Here is a 21,935-nt window from a genome sequence, read left to right as displayed (position 1 = left end):
GGTGCGCTCGCGCACCTGCTCCAGCAGCTCCAGCACCTGCGCCTGCACGGACACGTCCAGCGCCGACACGGCTTCGTCGGCCACCAGGATCTCCGGGTCCATGACCAAGGCGCGTGCGATGCAGATGCGCTGGCGCTGGCCGCCTGAAAATTGGTGCGGATAGCGCCGCATGGCGTCGGGACTCAGGCCCACGACGCTGAGGGTTTCGCTGGCGCGCTTGAGCGCCTGTTCGCGGGCCACGCCGAAGTTCAGCAGCCCCTCGATGATGGATTCGCCCACCGTGCGGCGCGGATTCAGCGACCGGTACGGATCCTTGAACACGATCTGGATGCGCCGGCGCACGGGACGCAGCGCCGAGCCGGACAGCGTGCTCAGGTCTTCGCCGCCCATCATCATGTGGCCGGCCGTGGGCTCGATGAGCCGCACGATGCAGCGCGCCACCGTCGATTTGCCCGACCCGGATTCACCGACGATGCCCAGGATCTCGCCCTTGCGCAGGGTCAGGTTGACGTCCGTGGCGGCGACGACGTGCTGCGCCGCCTTGCGCGAGAACAGCGAGCCCTTGCCGCCATAGGTGCGGCCCAGGCCCTTGACGTGCAGCACCGGCGTGCCCGTCGGCGGTTCGCGGCGCGACGGGACCAGGCTGGGCACCGACGACACCAGGCGGCGCGTGTAGGACTGCTTGGGCTCGGCCAGGATCTCGTGACGCGTGCCGCTTTCGATCAGGTCGCCGCGGTTCATAACGACGATGCGGTCCGCGATCTCGGCCACCACGCCGAAGTCGTGCGTGATGAACAGCACGGCCGTCTGATGCTTGACCTGCAGCTCCTTGATGAGCGCCAGGATCTGCTTCTGCGTGGTGACGTCCAGCGCCGTGGTGGGCTCGTCGGCGATCAGCAGCTTGGGTTCCAGGATCAGCGCCATCGCGATCACGATGCGCTGGCGCTGGCCGCCCGAGAGCTGGTGCGGATAGGCGTCGTAGATGCGTTCGATGTCGGGCAGGTGCACCGACTGGAACATGTCCAGCACCTTGGCGCGGCGTTCGGCCGCCGACATGTTCTTGCGGTGCAGGCGCAGCACCTCGTCGACCTGCTTGCCGACCGTGTGCACAGGGTTCAGCGCGGTCATGGGCTCTTGAAAGACCATGGCCATGCGCGTCGCGCGCAGCTCGCGCAGGCGGCGCTGCGTGGCCGTGGCGACGTCCTCGCCCTCGACGCGGATGGAACCCGCGCTGATGTTCAGGATGCCTTGCGGCAACAGGCCCATGACGGCCAGCGACGTGACGGACTTGCCCGAACCGGATTCGCCGACCACGCACACCGTTTCGCCGGCGTGCACGTCCAGGCTCAGGTTGCGTACGACGCGGTTGCCCGCGCCGGCGACTTCGACCGACAGGTTGCGGATGGCCAGGATGGCGGACGAGGTATCGCCCGCGGGGGGATTGGGGGAATAGTTCATCGGCATCAGATCCTGCGCACCATTTTCGGGTCCAGCGCGTCGCGCAAGGCGTCGCCCAGGATGTTCACGCTGAGCACGGTCAGCGACAGGAACAGTCCGGGGAACAGGATCAGGCCGGGCAGCATGCGGAAGTACATGCGGCCTTCGGACATGATGTTGCCCCAGGACGCGATCTCGGGCGGGATGCCCGCGCCCAGGAAGCTCAGGATGGCTTCGGTCAGCATCGCGGACGCAAAGACGTACGTGCCTTGCACCGTCAGCGGCGCGATGGTGCTGGGCACCATGTGCCGCCACAGCAGCAGCGGCAACGGTGTGCCCAGCGCCAGCGCGGCCTCCACATAGGGTTCGCCGCGCACGCTCAGGATCTGGCCGCGCACCAGCCGCACCACCCGGGGGATTTCCGGAATGGTGATGGCCACGAGCACGGTCGTGATGCTGGCGCCGGTGACCGACACCAGCGCGATCGCCAGCAGGATGCCGGGGATCGCCATGATGGCGTCCATCGTGCGCATGATGGGGCCGTCCAGCGACCGGAACCAGCCGGCGATGACGCCGATGACCAGCCCGAGGGCCACGCTGACCAAGGCGGCGCCCAGGCCCGCGATCAGCGAGATGCGCGCGCCGTAGGCCACGCGCGACCACACGTCGCGCCCGAACGCGTCGGTGCCCAGGAAGTAGTCGGTGAAGGGCTGCTTCAGGCGCCCGCCCGGGTTGAGTTGGGTGGGATCGACCGTGCCCAGCAGCGGCGCAAAAATGGCGATGAAGACGATCGCCGCCAGCACCACCAGCGCGAGCATGACGGGCCAGCTCTTGAGTCCCTGGCGGATCTGCCGCCAGGCGGTGATGTGGGGCGTGCCGCCTCCGGGGAGGTCGGCGGCCGCCTGTGCGGCGGCGTCGGTTGGCGTTTGCATGCTCATGGCGTCAGTACCGGATACGCGGGTCGAACACCGTGTAGGCGCAATCGACAACCAGATTGATGAACACGTAGACGAACGCGAAGAAAAGCGTCAGGCCCTGGATGACGGGATAGTCGCGCGCCAGCACGGCTTCCACCACCAGCCGGCCGAGGCCCGGGATGTTGAAGACCGATTCGGTGACGACGACGCCGCTGATCAGCAGCGCGATGCCCACACCTACCACCGTGGCGATGGGCACGGCGGCATTGCGCAGCGCGTGTCCGAGCAGCACGCCGGTTTCGCCCAGGCCCTTGGAGCGCGCGGTGCGGATGAAGTCCTCGCCCATGACCTCGATGACGCTGGTGCGCGTGATGCGCGCGATCAGCGCGACATACACGGTGGACAGCGCGAGCGAGGGCAGGATGAGCCGGTGCAGGAACGGCCAGAATCCTTTTTCAAGCGGCACGTAGCCCTGCACGTTGAACCAGCCCAGCTTGATGGCGAAGGCCCAGATCAGCAGGTAGCCGGTGACGAACACCGGCACCGAGAACCCCAGCACCGAGAAACCCATCACGGCACGGTCCAGCAGCTTGCCTTGCCGCCAAGCGGCCAGCACGCCCAGCGGAATGGCGACGAGCAGCGTGAAGACCAGCGTCAGCACCGCCAGGCTCATCGACGGCTCAAGACGCTGCGCGATGAGTTTCGTGACCGGCACGCCGGACATGAGCGAGGTGCCCAGGTCGCCCTGCAGGAGCTTGCCGCCCCAGATGAAGAACTGTTTGACCACCGGCTGGTCCAGGCCCATCGTCTGCCGTATCTGGACGATACGTTCGGGCGTGGCGCCGTCGCCCGCCATGATGATGGCCGGATCCCCGGGGCTGAAACGCAATATCGCAAAGACCACCACCGCGACCATCACCAGAACCGGGATGGTCGCGAGGAGCCGGCGTGAGACAAATGCCAGCATGTATTTCCCCCTGTACCAATTAGGCCTGCGCGGACTGCTTGCTGCGGCGCGCAGGCCCCGAGCCCATCAAGGGGCCTTTTTGACGTTCCAGAACGCGAAGACCGGCGCGTGCACCAGGCCCGACAGCTTGGTCGAGTAGACGGTGGGCACGGACATCTGGCCCAGCGGCACGTACAGGCCTTCGTCGATGCCGATGCGCTGCACTTCCTCGGAGATCTTCTTCTGCTCGGCCGGATCCGAAGTCAACGCCATCTTGGTGCGCAGCTCTTCGATCTGCGGGAACTCGGGCCAGCCGAACCACGCGTTGTCGCCGTTTGCCGCCGCGGGGGCGGAGCGCACCGGGTCCATCACGTCAGTGGCGTACCAGTTGGTGTTGTGAACGTTCCAACCGCCTTCGGCCGGCGCAGCCTTGGAGGCGCGGCGCGTGGCCACGCTTTGCCAGTCCATCGCCGCCAGGTTGACGTTGAATCCCGCCTTGCGCAGCGCTGCGGCCATGACGACGGGTTGTGCGGACAGCGTGCCCACGTCGGTGGCGTGCATGACCAGGATGGGCGTGTTGTCGTAGCCGGCTTCCTTGAGCAGCGCCTTGGCCTTCTCGATGTTCGACGGGACGACCATGTCCTTGCCGATATCGCTTTCCAGCGGCGTGCCGCAGCCCCACAGCGAGGCGCAGGTCTTCCAGTACTTGGGATTGCCGACCAGCGCCTTCATCACGTCTTCCTGGCCGATCGCGTACATGGCGGCCTGGCGGATCTTCTTATTGTTGAAGGGCGGGTACTTGAAGTTGAAGCGGTACATCGTGAAGTAGCCGACCGGGCTGAGCGACTCTTCCTTCAGGTCCGGGTTGCCTTCGATCATCGGCAGCAGGTCGTACGGGAACTGCTCGACAAAGTCGATCTCGCCGCCGAGCAGCGCGTTGGCGGTGGTCAGCGCATCGGGCATCACGTCCCATTCGACCTTGTCGACGTGCACGACCTTGCCGCCGGCCAGGCCGCTGACGGGCTCCTTGCGCGGCACGTAATCGGCGTTCTTGACGTAGACGGTCTTCACGCCCGGCTTGAATTCCGCGACCTTGAACGGGCCGGAGCCCGTCATGTCGGTGATGGGCTTGCCGATGGCCTGTTCGGCGATGCGCTTGGGCATCATGAACGGCGCGGTGCCGGTGGGCTTGGACAGAGCGCGCAGCGCCAGGTCCGTGGGTTCCTTCATGACGATGCGAAAGCTCTTGTCGTCGATGACTTCGATCTTGTCGGTGAACTTGAGCAGCGTACGTCCCATGCCGTCGCCGGCGGCCCAGCGCTTGATCGACGCGACGCAATCCTCGGCGGTCACCGGCTGGCCGTCATGCCATTTCTGACCGGGGCGCAGCGTCATGGTGTAGGTCTTGCCGTCGGGCGAGACTTCCCACTTCTCAAGCATCTGCGGCTGGACCTTGTTGTCGGCATCGGTGGCCAGCAAGGTGTCGTAGATCATGTAGCCGTGCCACGTCGTGATGTAGGCGGTGGTGGCGTGCGGATCGGTCAGGCGCAGCGGTGAGTGCATCACCGTCTTGATGACGGTCTCGGCATAGGCCCCATGTGCCATGGCGAGAGTGACGCCGGCGAGCGCGGCCGCTCGGACAAACTTGAGCATGTATTTCCCCTTGAAGCGTAGTGAGCGGCGCGTGGGCCGCTACGTCGTTGACGCGCCGCGTTCGAGCGGCGCGCGAGGGTCAGGCTGTCGCTGCGGACCGGCCGTCAAACACCGGCCCGCAAGGCGCCATTCTGATGCCGGGACGCAACCGTGTCCATGGTTGTTTTGCCGCATCCATCAGCATGGAACCGGGCGCCGCGCAGACCAGAATCGTGTGCGCGATGGGCGTGAAATCGGCGCGAAAGTGCGCCGAACTCTTGACCACCAGGATGGCGGCGCGCGTGGGCTCCACGCCGGCAAACCGGAACATTTCCTGGTCGGCCATCTGCACCTTGTTCGAGGCCAGGATGATGCGCACGCCGCCGATGCGCAGGCACGCGCTGGGACCCAGATCCATGTGAAAGCCGCGATAGAACGCACCATGCGTATCGAAGCGTCCTTCCGAAGTTTTCTCGACGATGAACTCGGTGTCCAGCGGTTCGTCGTGGGGAATACCCGAATGTCCACCCAGTGCAATGCGCACCGTGTTGCCTGCACCAGCGCGGTGGGCGGCCAGCGCGGCGGCGGGGTCCACAATCAGACCGATGGCCGTGTCGCGCGCATCGTGGCGGATGAGCGCGCGCAGCACGCCGGTGGTGTCGGAACTGCCGCCCGCGCCGGGGTTGTCCTGCGCGTCGGCGATGACGACGGGTTTGGAGGCATCGCGCGCCAGCCGCAACGCTTCCTGCACGGCTTCGTCCGGCGTGTAGAGCTTGCCGCCGAAGTCCTGTTCGGCATTCATTACCGCGCGCGTCATCTCGTCGGCGGCGGCATCGGCCTCGGCCTGCGTCATGCCGTAGGCCCAGACCGTGGGCGCGCATTCGGGAAAGTCCGCGGCCGGAAATCCGGTCGCAAAGGAAACGCTGGCCGCGCCACGCGCTTCAAGATCGCCCACCAACTGATACAGGCTGCGTGCCGGCTCGATGTCGGTGGATTGCCAGCACAGGGGAATCAAAAAGGGCAGGCTGCGCAGCGCCACATAGTGACGCGGCATGCCGCCCAGCCGCTGCGCCAGCAGGCCGGCGGCGCGCTGCCCGGTCTCGGCCATGTCGATGTGAGGATAGGTGCGGTAGCAGACCAGCGCGTCAGCATGGCGCACCATCGCGCGCGTCACGTTGGCGTGCAGGTCCAGACTGGCCACGATCGGCACGTTGGGACCCACCAGTTCACGCACACGCTTGAGCAGCTCGCCTTCACCGTCATCCAGATGCTCGGTGACCATGGCGCCGTGCAGGTCCAGATACACGCCATCCAGCGGCATCGCCTGCGACAGCCCTTGCAGAATCATCGCGCTGATGCGCTCGAACGCATCACGGGTCACATGCCCCGAAGGACTCGCCGCCGCCCACGTCGTGGGAATCAACGCATGCTGCCCCATGGCCTCGATAAATCCCGCCACCGGGATATTGGCTCCCGCCACTGCCTCAAACATCGCGGGCCCGCTGACCAGCTTCGGCCACCCCCCACCCTTGTCCGCAAAATCCTCCCACGCCGCGCGCGATGGCGCGAACGTATTGGTCTCATGCTGAAAGCCGCCGATCCCGATGCGCATCAGGTTTCCCCTTGTCGTACAGATATTCGGAAGGCGCGGCGAAGCGCCGCGCAGTGTCAATGCTTCAAGCGACGCCCCTCAATCCCGAGGCAAGAACGACGCGCCCCAATTCATGCTCGCCCTCCCCAAGCGGGGTCGCGCGGATCCGGGCTCCGCCGGTCCGCTGCGACGCCCCCCTGGGGGGGAGGCGCTGCGCGCCTCGGGGGGGGCTCACTTCGCCACGGGCATGGTGAATTCGGCGCCCTTGGCGATGCTGTCGGGCCAGCGCTGCATCACGCTCTTGTAGCGCGAGTAGAAACGGATGCCTTCCTCGCCGTACGCGTGGTGGTCGCCAAACAGCGAGCGCTTCCAGCCGCCGAACGAATGCCACGCCATCGGCACGGGGATGGGCACGTTGATGCCCACCATCCCGACCTTGATCTGCCGGGCGAACGCGCGCGCCACGCCGCCGTCGGACGTGAAGCACGCCACGCCGTTGCCGAACTCATGCGCATTGATCAGCTCCACCGCGCTGGCAAAGTCGGGCACGCGCACGATGCACAGCACCGGGCCGAAAATCTCTTCGCGGTAGATGTTCATGGCGGGCTTGACGTTGTCGAACAGCGTGCCGCCCAGGAAGAATCCCTTCTCGTTGCCTGCCACCTTCAGGTCGCGGCCGTCCACCACCAGATCGGCGCCGCTGGCGATGCCGTCCTCGATGTAGCCCATCACTTTCTTGCGGTGCTGCGCGGTCACCAGCGGACCCATTTCGGCGTCAGACTGCATGCCGTCCTTGACGATCAGCGCCTTGACGCGCGGCGTGAGGCGTTCGACGACCTTGTCGGCTACGTCGCCCACCGCCACGGCCACCGAGATCGCCATGCAGCGCTCGCCTGCCGAACCGTAGGCCGCGCCCATCAGCGCGTCGGTCACCTGGTCCAGGTCCGCGTCGGGCATGACCACCAGGTGATTCTTGGCGCCGCCCAGCGCCTGCACGCGCTTGCCGCGCTTGGTGCCTTCGGCATAGATGTATTCGGCGATCGGCGTGGAGCCGACGAAGGACAGCGCCTCGACGTCGGGATGCGAGATCAGCGCGTCCACCGCCTGCTTGTCGCCGTGGACCACGTTGAAGACGCCGGGGGGCAGGCCGGCCTCGGTAAGCAGTTCGGCCAGGCGCACGGACGCGGACGGATCGCGTTCCGACGGCTTGAGCACGAAGGTGTTGCCGCAGGCGATGGCGACCGGGAACATCCAGCACGGCACCATCATCGGGAAATTGAACGGCGTGATGCCGGCCACGACGCCCAGCGCCTGACGCATGCTCCAGTTGTCGATGCCGCCGCCGATCTGGTCGGAATACTGGCCCTTGAGCAGTTGCGGAATGCCGCAGGCGAACTCGACGATCTCGATGCCGCGCATCACTTCGCCCTTGGCGTCCGAGAACACCTTGCCGTGCTCGCGCGTGATCAGTTCGGCCAGTTCATCCTGATGCTGGTCCAGCAGCGCCTTGAAGTTGAAGAGGATGCGGGCGCGCTTGAGCGCCGGGGTCTCGGACCAGGCCGGAAACGCCGCCTTGGCGGCGGCCACGGCCAGCGCCACGTCGTCGTTGGACGCCAGCGGGATCGACGAGGAGATCTCGCCGGTGGCCGGGTTGAAGCCGTCGGCGTAGCGGCTGTTGCCGCCGTCGTAGCGTTGGCCGTTGATGAAATGGGGAATCTTCTTCATGGATGCAAGGCTCGGTGATTCGTCAAAAATGCGGCTGGGCGGCCTGGGCCGCCCATGTGCGGGTCTGTTGCGCCGCGCGCCATGCGGGCGTGCGGCGGGGAAGGATCAGGCTACCTCTTTCAGGATCTTGCCGATCTGCTCGAAGATCTGGCCGATCTGCGCCTCGTCGATGATGAGCGGCGGCGAGACGGCGATGATGTCGCCCGTGTAGCGCACCATCAGGCCGCTGTCGAAGCAGCGCTGGAAGACTTCGGCGGCGCGCGCGCCGGGGGCGCCCGCGCGGGGCGCCAGTTCAATGCCGGACACCAGGCCCAGGTTGCGCACGTCGATGACGTTGGGCGCGCCCTTCAGGCTGTGCGCAGCCTCCTGGAACGCGCCCGACAGCTTGCGGGCGCGGCCGAAGAGGTCCTCGCGGCGATAGATGTCCAGCGTGGCCAGAATGGCGGCGGCGGCCAGCGGGTGCGCCGAGTACGTGTAGCCGTGGAAGAACTCGATGCCGCCCGCGGGGCCGTTGACGATGGCGTCGTGCACTTCGCGCTTGACGGCGACGGCGCCGGCGGGAACGGCGGCGTTGCTCACGCCCTTGGCCATGGCGATGATGTCCGGCGTCACGCCGAAGAATTCGGATGCCGTGGCGGCGCCCAGGCGGCCGTACGCGGTGATGACCTCATCGAAAATCAGCAGGATGCCGTGCTTGGCGGTGATCTCGCGCAGCTTTTCCAGGTAGCCCTTGGGCGGAATCAGCACGCCGGTGGAGCCGGCCATGGGCTCGACGATCACCGCGGCGATGGTCGACGCATCGTGCAGGGCGATGATGCGCTCCAGCTCTTCGGCCAGGTGCGCGCCCCACGCGGGCTGGCCCTTCGAGTAGGCGTTCTGCTCGATGTTGTGGGTGTGAGGCAGGTGGTCCACGGCGGGCAGCAGGGCGCCCGAAAACGTCTTGCGGTTGGCCGAGATGCCGCCCACCGAGATGCCGCCAAAGCCCACGCCGTGATAGCCGCGCTCGCGGCCGATGAGGCGCGTGCGCTGGCCTTCGCCGCGCGCGCGGTGGTAGGCCAGGGCGATCTTCAGCGTGGTGTCGACCGATTCGGAGCCCGAGTTCGTGAAGAACACACGGTCCAGTCCCTGCGGCATCAGGCCCGCGACCGCGGTGGCGGCCTCGAAGGCGAGCGGGTGGCCCAGCTGGAAGCCCGGGGCGTAGTCCATGACGCCGGCCTGGCGGGCGATGGCTTCGACGATCTCTTCGCGGCCGTGGCCGGCATTGACGCACCACAGGCCCGCCGTGCCGTCCAGGATCTGGCGGCCGTCCGTGGACGTGTAGTACATGCCCTTGGCCTTGGCCAGCATGCGCGGTTGGGCCTTGAACTGCTTGTTGGCCGTAAAGGGCATCCAGAGATGGGACAGGTCGGGCAACTGGGCGGGGGCGTTCATGGTGACTCCAGAGGGGGGACAACCGCAGCCGCCGCGAAACGCGCGCGGGCAGCGGGATTCGGACGATTCTGGAACGTCCCGCAGGGAATGAAAATATACAATCCGCGCATTTGGCGCTAACTGTATAGTTGAGAGCGTTGCAACTGTACAGTTAGCCCGTGATCGACTTCCAACCCGTCCGTGGCCGCGGGGCCGCGCCCACTCTCGTCGAACAGCTCGTCGCGGCCATTCTGCGCGCCGTCGAGGCGCAGACCCTGCGTCCGGGTATGTCCCTACCCTCGGTTCGCGAGTTCGCGCGCCAGTACGGCGTCAGCACCTTCACCGTGGCCAGCGCCTACAGCCGGCTGGTGTCGCAGGGCTGGCTGGCGGCGCGTCCCGGCGCAGGCTACCGGGTGGCGTCGCCCGACGCGCCCGCCCGCCGGGTCGAACCCCTGTCCTGGGAGCCGCCGCGGCTGAACGCGGGCTGGCTGCTGTCGGACATCTTTGCCGACCACTCCATCCCCATCAAATCGGGCTGCGGCTGGCTGCCCGGCGAATGGCTGAACGAAGAAGGCCTGCACCTGGCGCTGCGCCACATGGGGCGCGTGCCCGCGATGCGGATCGCCAACTATGGCCACCCGTACGGCTACGCGCCGCTGCGCGAGACCATCGCAGCCAGCCTGAGCGCGCAGGGCATGGAGGTCGAGGCGTCGCAGGTGCTGCTGACGCAGGGCGTGACCCACGGACTGGACACGGTGATCCGCACGCTGCTGCGCCCGGGCGACACGGTGGTCGTCGAGCAGCCGGCCTACGCGAATCTCCTGCAGATGCTGCGCCTGGCTGGTCTGCGCGTGATTGCGGTGCCGCGCACGGTCGATGGCCTGGACTGCGACGCGTTGGAGCGCGTGGCCGCCCAGCACCGGCCGCGCGCGCTATTCATCAATACGGCCCTTCAGAATCCCTCGGGCGCCAGCATCACCATGGCCAACGCGTTCCGCATTCTGCAGGCAGCGGAGCGGCACGGGCTGTGGGTGGTGGAAGACGACATCTCGCGCGAACTGGCGCCGGGCGTGACGCCGATGCTGGCCGCGCTGGACGGCGCGCGCCGCGTCGTTTACCTGGGCGGCTATTCCAAGGTCATCAGCCCGTCGGTACGGGTGGGGTACGTGGTGGCGCATCGCGATCTGGTGCGCGACATCGCGCGCACCAAGATGGCGGTGGGCCTGACGACGCCCGAGATCATGGAGCGCATCGTGCACCAGGTCATCCGCGAGGGCCGCTACCGCGCCCACATCGCGCGCACCCGCGAGCGGCTGGCCGAGGCGCACACCGAGGTCGCCGAGCAGATGCGCCAGCACGGATTCGAGGTGTATGGAAAGCCGCAAGGCGGTCTGTTCCTGTGGGCGAAGGTGGCCGGGCAGTGGCGCGAACGGGGCGCCAATGGCCTGGCGGAGCTGGCGCTCAAGGATGGCATCTGGCTGGCGCCCGGTTCCTACTTCGAAGCGGACGAGGCCGACACGGCGTGGGTGCGCTTCAACGTGGCGTACTCGGCGGCGCCCGCGCTGTGGCGGTTCATGCGCAACGCGGGCGCGGCGTAGTTCGGCTCGATGCGTTCGGCTCGATGCGTTCGGGTTGGTGCGTCAACGCCGATGCGTCACGCCTGACTCTCACGTGCGTTCGTACGTGACGAAATCGTAGTCGTAGCCGTTTTCGGCAGGCTGCTTCTCGCGCGACGTTTCCTTCCACTGAAAAGACGGCAGCAGCGGAAAGAACGCGTCGCCGTCGACGTCGGCATGGACCTCGGTGGCCAACACGCGCCGGGCCAGCGGCAGGGCCTGCGCGTAGATCTGCGCGCCGCCGATCACGAAGGCTTCGTCGATGTCGCCGCAGGCGGCTACCGCGGCCTCCAGCGTGGGCGCCAGGATGGCGCCGGCGGCGCTGAAATCGGGATTGCGGCTGATGACGATGTTGCTGCGGCCGGGCAGGGGACGGCCCAGCGAGTCCCACGTCTTGCGGCCCATGATGATGGGGTGGCCCAGCGTGCTGCGCTTGAAATGCGCCAGATCGCCCGGCAGTTTCCAGGGCAGGGCGTTGTCGCGGCCGATGGCGCGGTTGGTGGAATAGGCGACGATCAGGGTAAGGCTTGCGGGCATGCGTGCTTGCAACGGGTAAGGGTTGAGCCGGAACGACCCCGTAAGCGTAGCAAATTGCAGGAGCCCGCCCGCGCGTCAGGTCGCCGCGTGTTCCAGGAACTCGGTGGCCGGCATGGGTTTGCCCAGCAGAAAGCCTTGCAGCGAGTCGCAACCCAGTCCGGTCAGGAATTTCTGCTGCGCAGCGGTCTCGACGCCTTCGGCCACGATGCGCAGGTTGAGCTGCTGCGCCAGCGCCACGATGGCCGAGACGATGGCTGCATCTTCGTTGTCGTTGTCCAGCTGGTTCACGAAGCCGCGGTCGATCTTCAGTTCGGTCGCGGGCAGCCGCTTCAGATAAAGCAGGCTGGAATAGCCGGTGCCGAAATCGTCGATGGAGATCGTGACGCCCAGATCGGACAGGCGCTTGAGCACCGTCAGGCTGGCTTCCGCGTCGCGCATGGCGGTCGATTCGGTCACTTCGATCGTCAGGCAGGCGGGCGGGACGCCATGCTTCGCCAATGCTGAGCGCACCGTCTCGACCAGGTTGGCATGTGAAAACTGCAGCGCCGAGATGTTGACGGCGATGGTCCAGTGGCCCTGGCCGACGTCGATCCATTCGCGCATCTGGCGGCAGGCTTCGTTGATGACCCATTCGCCGATCGACAGGATCAGGCCCGTCTTTTCCGCCGTGGGAATGAACTGGTCCGGGCCGACCAGGCCGCGCGTTGGGTGGTTCCAGCGCAGCAGCGCCTCGGCGCCCATGATGGGGCCGGCGGGCGCTTCGTATTTGGGCTGGTAATGCAGGACGAACTGGCCGCGCTCCTGCGCCAGGCGCAGGTCGTGCAGCAGCTCGATCTGCTCATGGGCATCGGCGTTCATGGACGGTTCGAAGAAGCTGTAGCCCGTGCCGCCCAGCCGCTTGGCGTGGTACATCGCCGCGTCCGCATTGGTCAGCAAGGCGTGGGTGTCCTGGCCGTCGTTCGGATAGACCGCGATGCCCACGCTGGACGTCACCAGCACTTCGTGGCCGTAGACCGTGACGGGGCGTGCGATGGCGTCGATCAGCCGGTCCGCGACGTTCGCTGCGTCGGTGGGTTCAATCACCTCGCTCAGCACGATGAACTCGTCGCCGCCCAGGCGCGCGACCGTGTCCTGTGTGCGCAAGGCAAGGCGGATGCGCTGCGCCAGATCGATCAGCAGCGCGTCGCCGGTGTGGTGTCCGTATGCGTCGTTGACGGCCTTGAAACCGTCCAGGTCAAAGAACAGCACGGCGAAATGGCCTCGGCGGCGGCTGGCGCTTTCGATGGCCTGCTCCATCCGGTCTTCCAGCAGGATGCGGTTGGGCAATTTGGTCAGCGTGTCGTGCAGCGCCAGTTGCACCAGCTCTTCGTTGGCTTCGGCCAGCGACGAGGCCAGCGCCGACGTGCGCGCCTCAAGCCGGTTGTCCAGCACGGCCACCACCAGCGCGATGGCCAGCACGCTCAGCGTGACCGCGGTCACGGCGATGGCCAGCCAGCCGGCAGAAATGCCTTCGTCGGCCGCCATGCAGATGCTGCCCGCCGGAAAACTCGCGGCTTCCATGCCCGTGTAGTGCATGCCCACGATCGCCAGGCCCATGACTCCGGCGGCCAACGGGCGCGACAGCGCCACGCGCGGCGCGTCCTGACGCAGCCGGTAGGTGATCCACAGGGCAGCACCGGACGCGGCAATCGCGATCGCCACGGACAGCGCGAACCATGTCGGGTCGTAGTCGATGCCCGGCGCCATGCGCATGGCGGCCATGCCGATGTAGTGCATCGCCGCGATGCCGCAACCCATCAGCAGCGCGCCCGCGGCCAGCCGGCCCCACGGCAGTTCGTCCTTGCAGACCATCCACAGCGCGAAGGCCGAGCAACCGATGGCGATGGCCAAGGACAGGACGGTCAGGGGCAGGTCGTAGCCCATGGGGATGGGCAGGCTGAATGCCAGCATGCCCACAAAGTGCATCGACCAGATGCCGATGCCCATCGCGAACGCGCCGCCCGCCAGCCAGAACTTCGCGGCGGGCAGCCCGCTCGACGCCTTCACGCGGTTGGCCATGCCCAACGCCGTATACGACGCCAGGATGGCGACCCCTAAGGATACGAGGACGAGCGAAGGGTTATAAGTTCCAACGAGCATTTGTGGGGTCCTGTCCTAAGCGCATACAGCCGCAGCGCGGGGCACGATTTTCAATTCAATTGGTAGTCAACAGTTGCAGTCCGGTCGCAAGAGGAATCCTGCTCTCGTCGCTGGCTTTTCTCACACTCTATTTATAGGGATGGGGAATTGGGCGCGGCAACGCCAGCGGTCGGCGCGGTTTGGGCGCTCGGCATGGCGCGCCCGAAGGGCCGGTCGAAAGCAACGGGGCGCGCGGCATGCTGGACGCGCGTCCGTGGCTAAGGGATGGGTTATACCGAAATCGCGCTTCCAGAAGCTCACCAATCTTCACCTGCTGCGGGGCGTGCAAGGAATCGGGCGCCGGACGGGCGTCCGGCGTGTTGCTGATATGCCCTGAAAGGCGGTCGCCGGCGCTGCCGGCGCAGGGGTCAGACGGCCATCGCGGCCGTCAGGGGCGCGTGGTGCGTGTAGCCCGACAACGAAAAATCGCCGGGTTCAACGTTCTCGAGCCACTCGGGTTCGTAGCGGCCGGTCACGGCGAAATCGGGAATGCGGTCCGACAGCACGAGACGGGGCGATTCATACGGCGTTCGCGTCAGTTGCTCGCGCAGCATCGGCAGGTGGTTCTCATAGATATGCGCATCGCCGATAAAGTAGGTGAACCAGCGCGGGGTGTAGCCGGTCAGGCGCCCGACCAGATGCAGCAGCGCCGCGCCTTCGGTCAGGTTGAACGGCGTGCCCAGGCCCACGTCATTGGATCGGATGTACAGGCACAGCGAGATCTCGCGCGTCGTTGCATTGGGCAGGAACTGATAGAGCAGGTGGCAAGGCGGCAGCGCCATTTCCTCGATCTGCGCCCAGTTCCAGCCGTGGAACAGGATGCGCCGGTCACCCGGGCGTTCGTGAATGGTGTCCAGACATTGCCGCAACTGGTCGACCGCCTTGTACAGCAGCACCTTCGGCACGCCGGCCTCTTCAAGGTCGGCCACCTTGGCGTACCCGCGCGACAGCGCGTCTTCGATCTGCGCGGGGCGGCTGGCGTCCAGCATCTTGTAGGCCGGCCATTGGCGCCACTGCACGCCGTAGACCGGTCCCAGATCGTCAGGACCTTCGCGGTAGGGGTTGGCCAGCCACTGCGCGTTCTCGTTGGCGTTCTGGTCCCAGACCTTGCAGCCGAGTTCCCGGAATTCCGCCGCGCTGCGCGAGGCGCGCAGAAAACCCACCATTTCGCCAATGGCCGACTTAAACGCCAGCTTCTTGGTGGTGACGGCGGGAAAGCCCTGCTGCAGGTCAAAGCGCAGCGAGGCGCCCGGCATGCTGAGGGTGCGGATGCCGGTCCGGTTTTCCTGCCACGAGCCGGTGTCGAGGATGGATTGAACGAGGTCCAGGTATTGTTTCATGACGATCCTTGTGCCTGCCGTCCCGGGTGGGGAAGCAAGCGCGCCGCCGCGGACGTGCCGCGGCGGCGCCTATATATGGTGAATGCCGAATTACACCACGGCCGCGCCAGCGGCTCAGGCGGTAGCGGCAGCTTCCTGCGTGTCGACGATGTCGACGGAGAACGTCATCTCGGCGGTCTTTTCCAGCATGGCCGACGCCGAGCAGTATTTCTCGTGGGAAAGCTGTACGGCGCGTTCGACGGCCGCGCGCGGCAGGTTGGCGCCGGTGACGGTGAACGCGAAGTGAATCTTCGTGAAGACCTTGGGGTCGGTGCCGGCGCGCTCGGCCTGCAGCTTGACGCTGCAGCCCGTGACCGCGTGGCGGCCGCGCTTGAGGATCAGCACCACGTCATAGGCCGTGCAGCCGCCCGTGCCGGCCAGCAGCATTTCCATGGGGCGGGGCGCCAGGTTGTGGCCGCCGCCATCCACGGCGCCGTCCATCACGGCCACGTGGCCGCTGCCCGTGCTGGCGGTAAAGAGCATGCCGCTCGGGCCGCCCCAGTCGATCGTGCATTCCATTTCAGTGAGTCCTTGAGCTTGAGCGCAGTCAATGGCTGATGATACCCGTTGCGTACAATCCCGGGCAGGAGAACCCCACCCCGCATCAGGGGTGCAGGGCGTCCGTTTTGCCTAGGAGTTGCCATGTCCACCACGTTGTCCAAATCCGGCCCCGTTTCCCTGCGCCGCCGCCACGGTCCCCTGGATGCCCTGTTGGCCGAAACCGATCGTGCGCTACGGGTGCTTTCGGGCAACGCCAGCGCCGGCCGCGCCTACCCCGCAACCGCCCAGGAATCGCCGCAGACCCTGTCCGCGCAAGAAAAACGCCACGCGGCGGGCCTCATGCGGGTCAACCACGTCGGCGAGGTCTGCGCCCAGGCGCTGTACCGCGGTCAGGCGTCGGTCTGCAAGGAACCCGGCCCGCGCGCGCTGCTGCTCAACGCCGCCACCGAAGAAGTCGACCATCTGGTGTGGTGCAACGAGCGCCTGAACGAACTGGGCAGCCGGCCCAGCCTGCTCAATCCGGTCTGGTACGCGGGCTCGTTCGCCCTGGGCGTCATGGCCAGCGTGGCCGGCGTGCCGCGCAATCTGGGCTTCATGGCCGAAACCGAAAAGCAGGTCGAAGCCCACCTCGACGAACACTTGCGCACCTTGCCGGTGCAGGACGAACGCTCGCGCCAGATCGTGCAAAAAATGAAGGACGACGAGGCCCAGCACCGTGCCAGCGCCGAGCAGGCGGGGGGCGTACCGCTCCCTGCACCCGTGAAAATGGCCATGCGCGCCATGTCCAAGGTAATGACGACCACCGCCTATTGGATCTGACCGGCCACTTGAAACCGCATCTGATAAAAATGTTGCAATGCGCAAATTCGGCCGCCTCGTGGTGCGTCAAGCACCATTTTGGTGCGGCGGCCAGGGTGGGAATACCCGCTATTGTTCAGGGTTAGTCCGAAAGGGGAAAACCCCTTCGGCGAAAACCCCGTTTTTGGTCAGGGCATTGCCTGGTGCGGGTTTCCAGAGGGGCGCCGCGAATCTTGCAGCAAAAAAGCAACGCGGCAAACGCCTCTGAAAATAGATCAAAAAAAATCTTGCAACGCACAAAAAACGTAGGTACTATTCAGTCATTGGATGTTGAAACGCAGACGGCGCGGTGAAAACCCCGGAAGCGCAGCGAGCTGAAGTCCCGCTCCCAACATGCCACGGTTGTCTCCTCCACCCTCCTCCTTTGGTGGATTTAGCCCGAGATCTCACGATCTCGGGCTTTTTTTTGTCCCGAATCGTTGCGTCCCTATTTGTAAGCGATGTCGGCAAAAACCCCCGCAGCGCGACGCCGCGCGGGCCTCGGGGCCTTCGCGTTTTCCCTTGCATATTTCGCGTGCCCAGAGGCCGAACGCTCTACAATCCCCCACATGAAACCAGCACTGCCAGGCGCTCGCGCGCCAGCGCGTTCCAGTCACATGCGCGGCGGACGGATAGCCCGCCTGCGCGCGTTACGTTCTGTGCCTCGGAATTGCACTTCCTTATCCCTCCCATATATGGGCGTTACACCTGCCTCCGATAATGGCGGGCCTGTCTCGATAGACCAACCAGAGGTGATCCAGTGACCTGGCTGTATATATGCGTGGTCGCGTTCATGGTGGGGGGACTCATCGTGGCGTCCGAGCGCTGGCATGGCGCTTTCACCGGCGATAGCGACCTCAACAAGCCCCAAGCCAATCATTCCCGCGCGACGCCCCGCGTCGGCGGTCTGGCGGTGCTTGCCGGTACGCTGGCCGGCCTGCTGGTCCTCGGACCCAGCAACATGACCCTGACCTGGCTGTGGCCCGCGCTCTTCGTCGCGGCGTTGCCCGTTTTCGTGGCCGGCCTGCTTGAAGACATTACCAAGGACATCGGCGCCAGCAAGCGTTTGCTGGCTGCTTTTCTATCCGCGGCCATCGCGTGGTGGCTGCTGGGCGGCGTCAGCCGCGTCGGCATGGCCCCTGTGGATTACGTGCTGTCCTACTGGCCCGTGTCGCTGCTGTTCACCATGTTCGCGGTGGGTGGCTGTACCCATGCGCTGAATATCGTTGACGGCATGAACGGCCTGGCTGGCATGGTCGCCACGTTGATGGCGGTGTCGATCAGCCTCGTTGCCCTGCAGGTGGGCGATGTGCCGATCTTCCTGGTGGCCGCGGCGCTGGCGTCCGCGACCTTGGGCTTCCTGGTGTGGAACTTCCCGTTCGGACGCGTGTTCCTGGGCGATGGCGGCGCGTACTTCCTGGGATTCATGCTGGCCGAACTGGCCGTGCTGCTGGTCGTGCGCAACCCGTCCGTGTCGCCGTTCTACGCCCTGGCGGTCCTGTTCTACCCCGTATTCGAAACCGGTTTCTCGATCTGGCGCCGCCGCTTCAAACGCGGCGTGCCGGTTGACCAGCCCGATGCGCTGCACTTGCACCAGCTCGTGTTCCGCCGGCTGGTCCGGGTGACCTTCAGCCGCGGCCGGCGCCACGCCGTTCCCGCGCTTTGCAATGCGCTGGCGTCCCCGTACATGTGGGTGCTGGCGCTGATCGGGCTGGTGCCGGCCACGATCTGGTGGGACAACGCCTGGGCCCTGAGCGCCAGCCTGGTTGTCTTTGCCAGCGTCTATATCTGGCTGTATGCACGCCTGGTCTCCTGGCGCCGCCCGGGCTGGCTGTTGTTGCCGTCCGTGCTGCGAACCACCGAATAGTTCGAGTGCCCCGGCGATCGCCGCCGGGGGCTCGGTATCCATCACCAGACCATCTTTAAAATGCCGTAAACGTTCTACGGTGAAGGGAGAGTTATGTTGCGAATCCAGGATGTGAAACTCGCTGTCGTCGGCCTTGGCTACGTCGGTCTGCCCCTGGCCGTTGAGTTCGGCAAGAAGCGCCCGGTCATTGGCTTTGACATCAACACGCGCCGTATCGACGCGCTGAAGGCGGGCCACGACCATACGCTGGAAGTCAGCGACGCCGAGCTGGCCGAGGCCAGCCAGTTGAGCTACACCGCCGAACGCGCCGAACTGGGCGAGGCCAACGTGTTCATCGTGACCGTGCCCACCCCCATCGACGAGTACAAGCAGCCGGACCTGACCCCCCTGGTCAAGGCCAGCGAAACGATCGGCGCGGTGCTCAAGCGCGGCGACATCGTCATCTACGAATCGACCGTCTACCCCGGCGCCACCGAAGAAGACTGCGTGCCCGTCCTGGAGCGCGTGTCGGGCCTGAAGTACAACGTCGACTTCTTCGCCGGCTACAGCCCCGAGCGCATCAACCCGGGCGACAAGGAACACCGCGTCAGCACGATCAAGAAGGTCACCTCCGGCTCCACCCCGGAAGTCGCCACCCTGGTCGACCAGCTCTACAAGGAAATCATCACGGCCGGCACGCACAAGGCGTCCAGCATCCGTGTGGCCGAAGCCGCCAAGGTGATCGAAAACACGCAGCGCGACGTGAACATTGCGCTGATCAACGAACTGGCCCTGATCTTCAACAAGATGGGCATCGACACCGAAGCCGTGCTGCAGGCCGCCGGCACCAAGTGGAACTTCCTGCCGTTCCGTCCGGGTCTGGTCGGCGGCCACTGCATCGGCGTGGACCCCTACTACCTGACCCACAAGGCGCAATCCATCGGCTACCACCCCGAGATCATCCTGGCGGGCCGCCGCCTGAATGACTCCATGGGCAGCTACGTGGTGTCGCAGCTGGTCAAGTGCATGACCAAGCGCCGCATCCACGTGCAAGGCGCCCGCGTGCTGGTGATGGGTCTGGCCTTCAAGGAAAACTGCCCCGATCTGCGCAACACGCGCATCGTGGACATCGTTCGCGAACTGGGCGACTACAACGTCGACGTGGACATCTACGATCCGTGGGTCGACACCGACGAAGCCATGCACGAGTACGGCCTGACCCCGGTGGCCAAGCCCGAGGAAGGCAAGTACGACGCCGTGATCCTGGCCGTGGCGCATAACCAGTTCAAGGACATGGGCGCCGAAGGCATCCGCAAGCTCGGCAAGCCGCAACACATCCTGTACGACCTGAAGTACGTGCTGTCGCCCGCTGAATCCGACCTGCGTCTGTAAAAGGATTTCGCCATGACCACACGATTCGAAACTGTCACCCAGGAACTGGCCGCCTCGCCGCGCAAGTGGCTGGTGACCGGCTGCGCCGGCTTCATCGGTTCGAACCTGCTGGAAACCCTGCTCAAGCTTGGCCAGACCGTGACCGGCCTGGACAACTTCGCCACCGGTCACCAGCGCAACCTGGACGAAGTCCAGGCTTCCGTTTCGCCAGAGCAATGGTCGCGCTTCACCTTCATCGAAGGCGACATCCGTGACCTGGACGCCTGCCGCCGGGCGGCCGAAGGCGTGGACTATGTGCTGCACCAGGCCGCGCTGGGCTCGGTGCCGCGCTCGCTCAACGACCCCATCACGACCAATGAAGTCAACATCGGCGGTTTCCTGAACATGCTGGTGGCGGCGCGCGACGCCAAGGTGAAGTCGTTCGTCTATGCGGCGTCCAGCTCCACTTACGGCGACCATCCGGCGCTGCCCAAGGTCGAGGAAAACATCGGCAAGCCGCTGTCGCCGTACGCCGTGACCAAGTACGTCAACGAACTGTACGCCGACGTCTTTGCGCGTTCGTATGGCTTCGAGACGGTGGGCCTGCGTTACTTCAACGTGTTCGGCAAGCGGCAGGATCCGGACGGCGCCTACGCCGCCGTGATCCCGAAGTGGACCGCCGCAATGATCCAGGGCAAGGACGTCACCATCAATGGCGACGGCGAGACCAGCCGCGACTTCTGCTTTGTGGAAAACGCGGTGCAGGCCAACATCCTGGGCGCGCTGGCCGCGCCCGAAGCCCGCAACCAGGTCTACAACGTGGCCGTCAGCGGCCGCAGCACGCTGAACCAGCTGTTCAGCTTCCTGGTGCAGGCCCTGGGCAACCAGGGCGTGGACTACGGCAAGCAGCCGGTTTACGGTGACTTCCGCGCGGGCGATGTGCGCCACTCGCAGGCCGACATCGGCAAGGCCAGCCGCCTGCTGGGCTACGCGCCCACGCACACGGTGCTGCAAGGCCTGGAAGTCGCCATGCCCTGGTACACGCAATTCCTGCGTTGAAAGCACTCGTCCGAAAACTCGGCAACATCCACCCGGATCATCAGCGCATCTTCAAGGGCGCGTTCCGGGTGGCGGTGTTTCTGCTGCTGGGCAAGGCCGCCGGCGCCATCAAGGAGATGGCGGTGGCGTACCGCTACGGCGTCAGCGACGCCGTGGACGCCTACCAGTTCACGATGACCATGGGCACCTGGCTGCCGGTCACGATCGTGGGCGTGCTGTCGGTGGTGCTGATCCCGGTGCTGGTGCGCCTGGCGCGCACCGGCGGGGCCGAGAAAGAACTCTTCATCCGCGAGCTTCAAGGCTGGGTCGCCGCCGCCGGCGTCGCCCTCGCTTTGCTCACGTGGTTTGCCTGGCCCTATGTGGTGGATCGGCTGGGGCAGGGCCTGTCGGCGCAAGTGCGCGCCATGACGGGCGACCTGCTGGTCGCCTTCGCACCCGTGTCGGCCTTGCTGCTGATCGCGGGCATCAGCGCCGCGCGGCTGCGCGCACAGGAACGTCACGTCAACACGCTGCTGGACAGCGTGCTNNCAACCCGCTGCTGGACAGCGTGCCTGCCGTGGCGACGCTGGCTTGGGTCATGCTGGCCGTCAGCGCCGAGGGCGTCGGCCCCCTGCTGTGGGGCACGCTGGTCGGCTACGCGATTCAGACCGTCTGGCTGGCCTGGCTGGCCGCGCGCGCCGACGGCGGTTTCTGGGGCGCGCCGCGCCTGTCGCTGAAGTCGCCGCACTGGCCCGAGCTGATGAGCGCGGCCGGCGTGATGCTGATCGGCCAGGTCGCCATGAGCTTCGTCGGCCCGCTGGACCAATATGCCGCCGCCAACCTGGGCGCAAATGCCAACGCCACGCTGGGCTCCGCAAGCCGGCTGCTGTCGCTGCTGCTGGGCATCGGGGCGGTGTCCGTGGGCCGTGCCGCGCTGCCCGTGCTGGCCGACGTGCAGGCGCGCGGCGATACGG

16 protein-coding genes and 1 pseudogene are annotated in these 21,935 nt (G+C 66.1%); 6 read left to right on the top strand and 11 right to left on the bottom strand.

Going from position 1 to position 21,935, the window contains the following annotated elements:
* The 7 genes from B3446_RS05180 to B3446_RS05150 all read right to left on the bottom strand — a co-directional run.
* Window positions 1-1,458: dipeptide ABC transporter ATP-binding protein (locus B3446_RS05180; protein ID WP_291378116.1), on the bottom strand; the 1,458-nt coding region annotated here is incomplete at its 3' end.
* A gap of 5 nt (window positions 1,459-1,463) precedes the next feature.
* Entirely contained in the window at window positions 1,464-2,369 is a 906-nt protein-coding gene (locus tag B3446_RS05175; RefSeq protein ID WP_175137806.1) for an ABC transporter permease, read from the bottom strand.
* 10 nt (window positions 2,370-2,379) lie between these two features.
* Entirely contained in the window at window positions 2,380-3,321 is a 942-nt protein-coding gene (locus B3446_RS05170; protein WP_175122498.1) for an ABC transporter permease, read from the bottom strand.
* A 66-nt stretch (window positions 3,322-3,387) separates the two neighbouring features.
* Entirely contained in the window at window positions 3,388-4,953 is a 1,566-nt protein-coding gene (locus B3446_RS05165; protein ID WP_175122499.1) for an ABC transporter substrate-binding protein, read from the bottom strand.
* Window positions 4,954-5,032: 79 nt separating this feature from the next.
* Window positions 5,033-6,544 (bottom strand): M81 family metallopeptidase, encoded by a 1,512-nt coding sequence (locus B3446_RS05160; RefSeq protein ID WP_286939596.1) that lies wholly within the window; start codon window positions 6,542-6,544, stop codon window positions 5,033-5,035.
* 210 nt (window positions 6,545-6,754) lie between these two features.
* Window positions 6,755-8,248: a CoA-acylating methylmalonate-semialdehyde dehydrogenase gene (locus B3446_RS05155; protein ID WP_291378115.1), complete on the bottom strand. Its 1,494-nt coding sequence runs from the start codon at window positions 8,246-8,248 to the stop codon at window positions 6,755-6,757.
* A 105-nt stretch (window positions 8,249-8,353) separates the two neighbouring features.
* Window positions 8,354-9,679, bottom strand: a complete 1,326-nt coding sequence (locus B3446_RS05150; RefSeq protein ID WP_286897418.1) for an aspartate aminotransferase family protein — start codon at window positions 9,677-9,679, stop codon at window positions 8,354-8,356.
* Between the two features lie 158 nt (window positions 9,680-9,837).
* On the opposite strand from B3446_RS05150, the gene B3446_RS05145 reads away from it, so the two are divergent.
* Entirely contained in the window at window positions 9,838-11,256 is a 1,419-nt protein-coding gene (locus tag B3446_RS05145) for a PLP-dependent aminotransferase family protein (RefSeq protein WP_175122503.1), read from the top strand.
* A 69-nt stretch (window positions 11,257-11,325) separates the two neighbouring features.
* Here the strand turns inward: B3446_RS05145 and B3446_RS05140 are convergent, their stop codons facing one another.
* The 4 genes from B3446_RS05140 to B3446_RS05125 all read right to left on the bottom strand — a co-directional run bounded on the left by B3446_RS05140 (window position 11,326) and on the right by B3446_RS05125 (window position 15,887).
* Window positions 11,326-11,811, bottom strand: a complete 486-nt coding sequence (locus B3446_RS05140) for a dihydrofolate reductase (protein WP_291378114.1) — start codon at window positions 11,809-11,811, stop codon at window positions 11,326-11,328.
* Window positions 11,812-11,886: 75 nt separating this feature from the next.
* The gene (locus B3446_RS05135) at window positions 11,887-13,950 is read right to left on the bottom strand and encodes a putative bifunctional diguanylate cyclase/phosphodiesterase (RefSeq protein ID WP_291378113.1); all 2,064 of its coding nucleotides are present in this window, start codon (window positions 13,948-13,950) and stop codon (window positions 11,887-11,889) included.
* 407 nt (window positions 13,951-14,357) lie between these two features.
* Window positions 14,358-15,329, bottom strand: coding sequence for a thymidylate synthase (locus B3446_RS05130; protein WP_291378112.1), 972 nt, complete (start codon window positions 15,327-15,329; stop codon window positions 14,358-14,360).
* 114 nt (window positions 15,330-15,443) lie between these two features.
* Window positions 15,444-15,887 (bottom strand): OsmC family protein, encoded by a 444-nt coding sequence (locus tag B3446_RS05125; RefSeq protein ID WP_175122507.1) that lies wholly within the window; start codon window positions 15,885-15,887, stop codon window positions 15,444-15,446.
* Between the two features lie 123 nt (window positions 15,888-16,010).
* Between B3446_RS05125 and coq7 the strand changes: the two genes are divergently transcribed.
* From coq7 to B3446_RS05100, 5 genes and pseudogenes are all read left to right on the top strand, one after another.
* Window positions 16,011-16,688, top strand: a complete 678-nt coding sequence (gene coq7, locus B3446_RS05120) for a 2-polyprenyl-3-methyl-6-methoxy-1,4-benzoquinone monooxygenase (protein WP_191577988.1) — start codon at window positions 16,011-16,013, stop codon at window positions 16,686-16,688.
* 778 nt (window positions 16,689-17,466) lie between these two features.
* The gene (locus tag B3446_RS05115) at window positions 17,467-18,573 is read left to right on the top strand and encodes an MraY family glycosyltransferase (RefSeq protein ID WP_175122509.1); all 1,107 of its coding nucleotides are present in this window, start codon (window positions 17,467-17,469) and stop codon (window positions 18,571-18,573) included.
* Between the two features lie 93 nt (window positions 18,574-18,666).
* Window positions 18,667-19,944, top strand: coding sequence for a Vi polysaccharide biosynthesis UDP-N-acetylglucosamine C-6 dehydrogenase TviB (gene tviB, locus B3446_RS05110; RefSeq protein WP_191577987.1), 1,278 nt, complete (start codon window positions 18,667-18,669; stop codon window positions 19,942-19,944).
* 12 nt (window positions 19,945-19,956) lie between these two features.
* On the top strand, window positions 19,957-20,982 hold the full coding sequence (locus B3446_RS05105; RefSeq protein ID WP_291378110.1) for an SDR family oxidoreductase: 1,026 nt from the start codon (window positions 19,957-19,959) through the stop codon (window positions 20,980-20,982).
* Window positions 20,979-21,935, top strand: a pseudogene (locus B3446_RS05100) (lipid II flippase MurJ); the annotation flags it as partial. The gene B3446_RS05105 and the pseudogene B3446_RS05100, both read left to right, overlap by 4 nt.

Origin of the sequence: Achromobacter sp. UBA5777, from assembly GCF_002418565.1 — a bacterium.
Taxonomy (GTDB): Bacteria; Pseudomonadota; Gammaproteobacteria; order Burkholderiales; family Burkholderiaceae_B; genus Achromobacter; species Achromobacter animicus.
The sequence above is the reverse complement of the archived record's forward strand: the minus strand, read 5'-3'. Positions and strand labels throughout refer to the sequence as shown.

Excerpts from the sequence above, each read along its gene's own strand:
- B3446_RS05175 (WP_175137806.1), bottom strand. The coding sequence starts at position 2,369 with ATGCAAACGCCAACCGACGCCGCCGCACAGGCGGCCGCCGACCTCCCC.
- B3446_RS05170 (WP_175122498.1), bottom strand. The coding sequence starts at position 3,321 with ATGCTGGCATTTGTCTCACGCCGGCTCCTCGCGACCATCCCGGTTCTG.
- B3446_RS05165 (WP_175122499.1), bottom strand. The coding sequence starts at position 4,953 with ATGCTCAAGTTTGTCCGAGCGGCCGCGCTCGCCGGCGTCACTCTCGCC.
- B3446_RS05160 (WP_286939596.1), bottom strand. The coding sequence starts at position 6,544 with ATGCGCATCGGGATCGGCGGCTTTCAGCATGAGACCAATACGTTCGCG.
- B3446_RS05155 (WP_291378115.1), bottom strand. The coding sequence starts at position 8,248 with ATGAAGAAGATTCCCCATTTCATCAACGGCCAACGCTACGACGGCGGC.
- B3446_RS05150 (WP_286897418.1), bottom strand. The coding sequence starts at position 9,679 with ATGAACGCCCCCGCCCAGTTGCCCGACCTGTCCCATCTCTGGATGCCC.
- B3446_RS05140 (WP_291378114.1), bottom strand. The coding sequence starts at position 11,811 with ATGCCCGCAAGCCTTACCCTGATCGTCGCCTATTCCACCAACCGCGCC.
- B3446_RS05135 (WP_291378113.1), bottom strand. The coding sequence starts at position 13,950 with ATGCTCGTTGGAACTTATAACCCTTCGCTCGTCCTCGTATCCTTAGGG.
- B3446_RS05130 (WP_291378112.1), bottom strand. The coding sequence starts at position 15,329 with ATGAAACAATACCTGGACCTCGTTCAATCCATCCTCGACACCGGCTCG.
- B3446_RS05125 (WP_175122507.1), bottom strand. The coding sequence starts at position 15,887 with ATGGAATGCACGATCGACTGGGGCGGCCCGAGCGGCATGCTCTTTACC.
- coq7 (WP_191577988.1), top strand. The coding sequence starts at position 16,011 with ATGTCCACCACGTTGTCCAAATCCGGCCCCGTTTCCCTGCGCCGCCGC.
- tviB (WP_191577987.1), top strand. The coding sequence starts at position 18,667 with ATGTTGCGAATCCAGGATGTGAAACTCGCTGTCGTCGGCCTTGGCTAC.
- B3446_RS05105 (WP_291378110.1), top strand. The coding sequence starts at position 19,957 with ATGACCACACGATTCGAAACTGTCACCCAGGAACTGGCCGCCTCGCCG.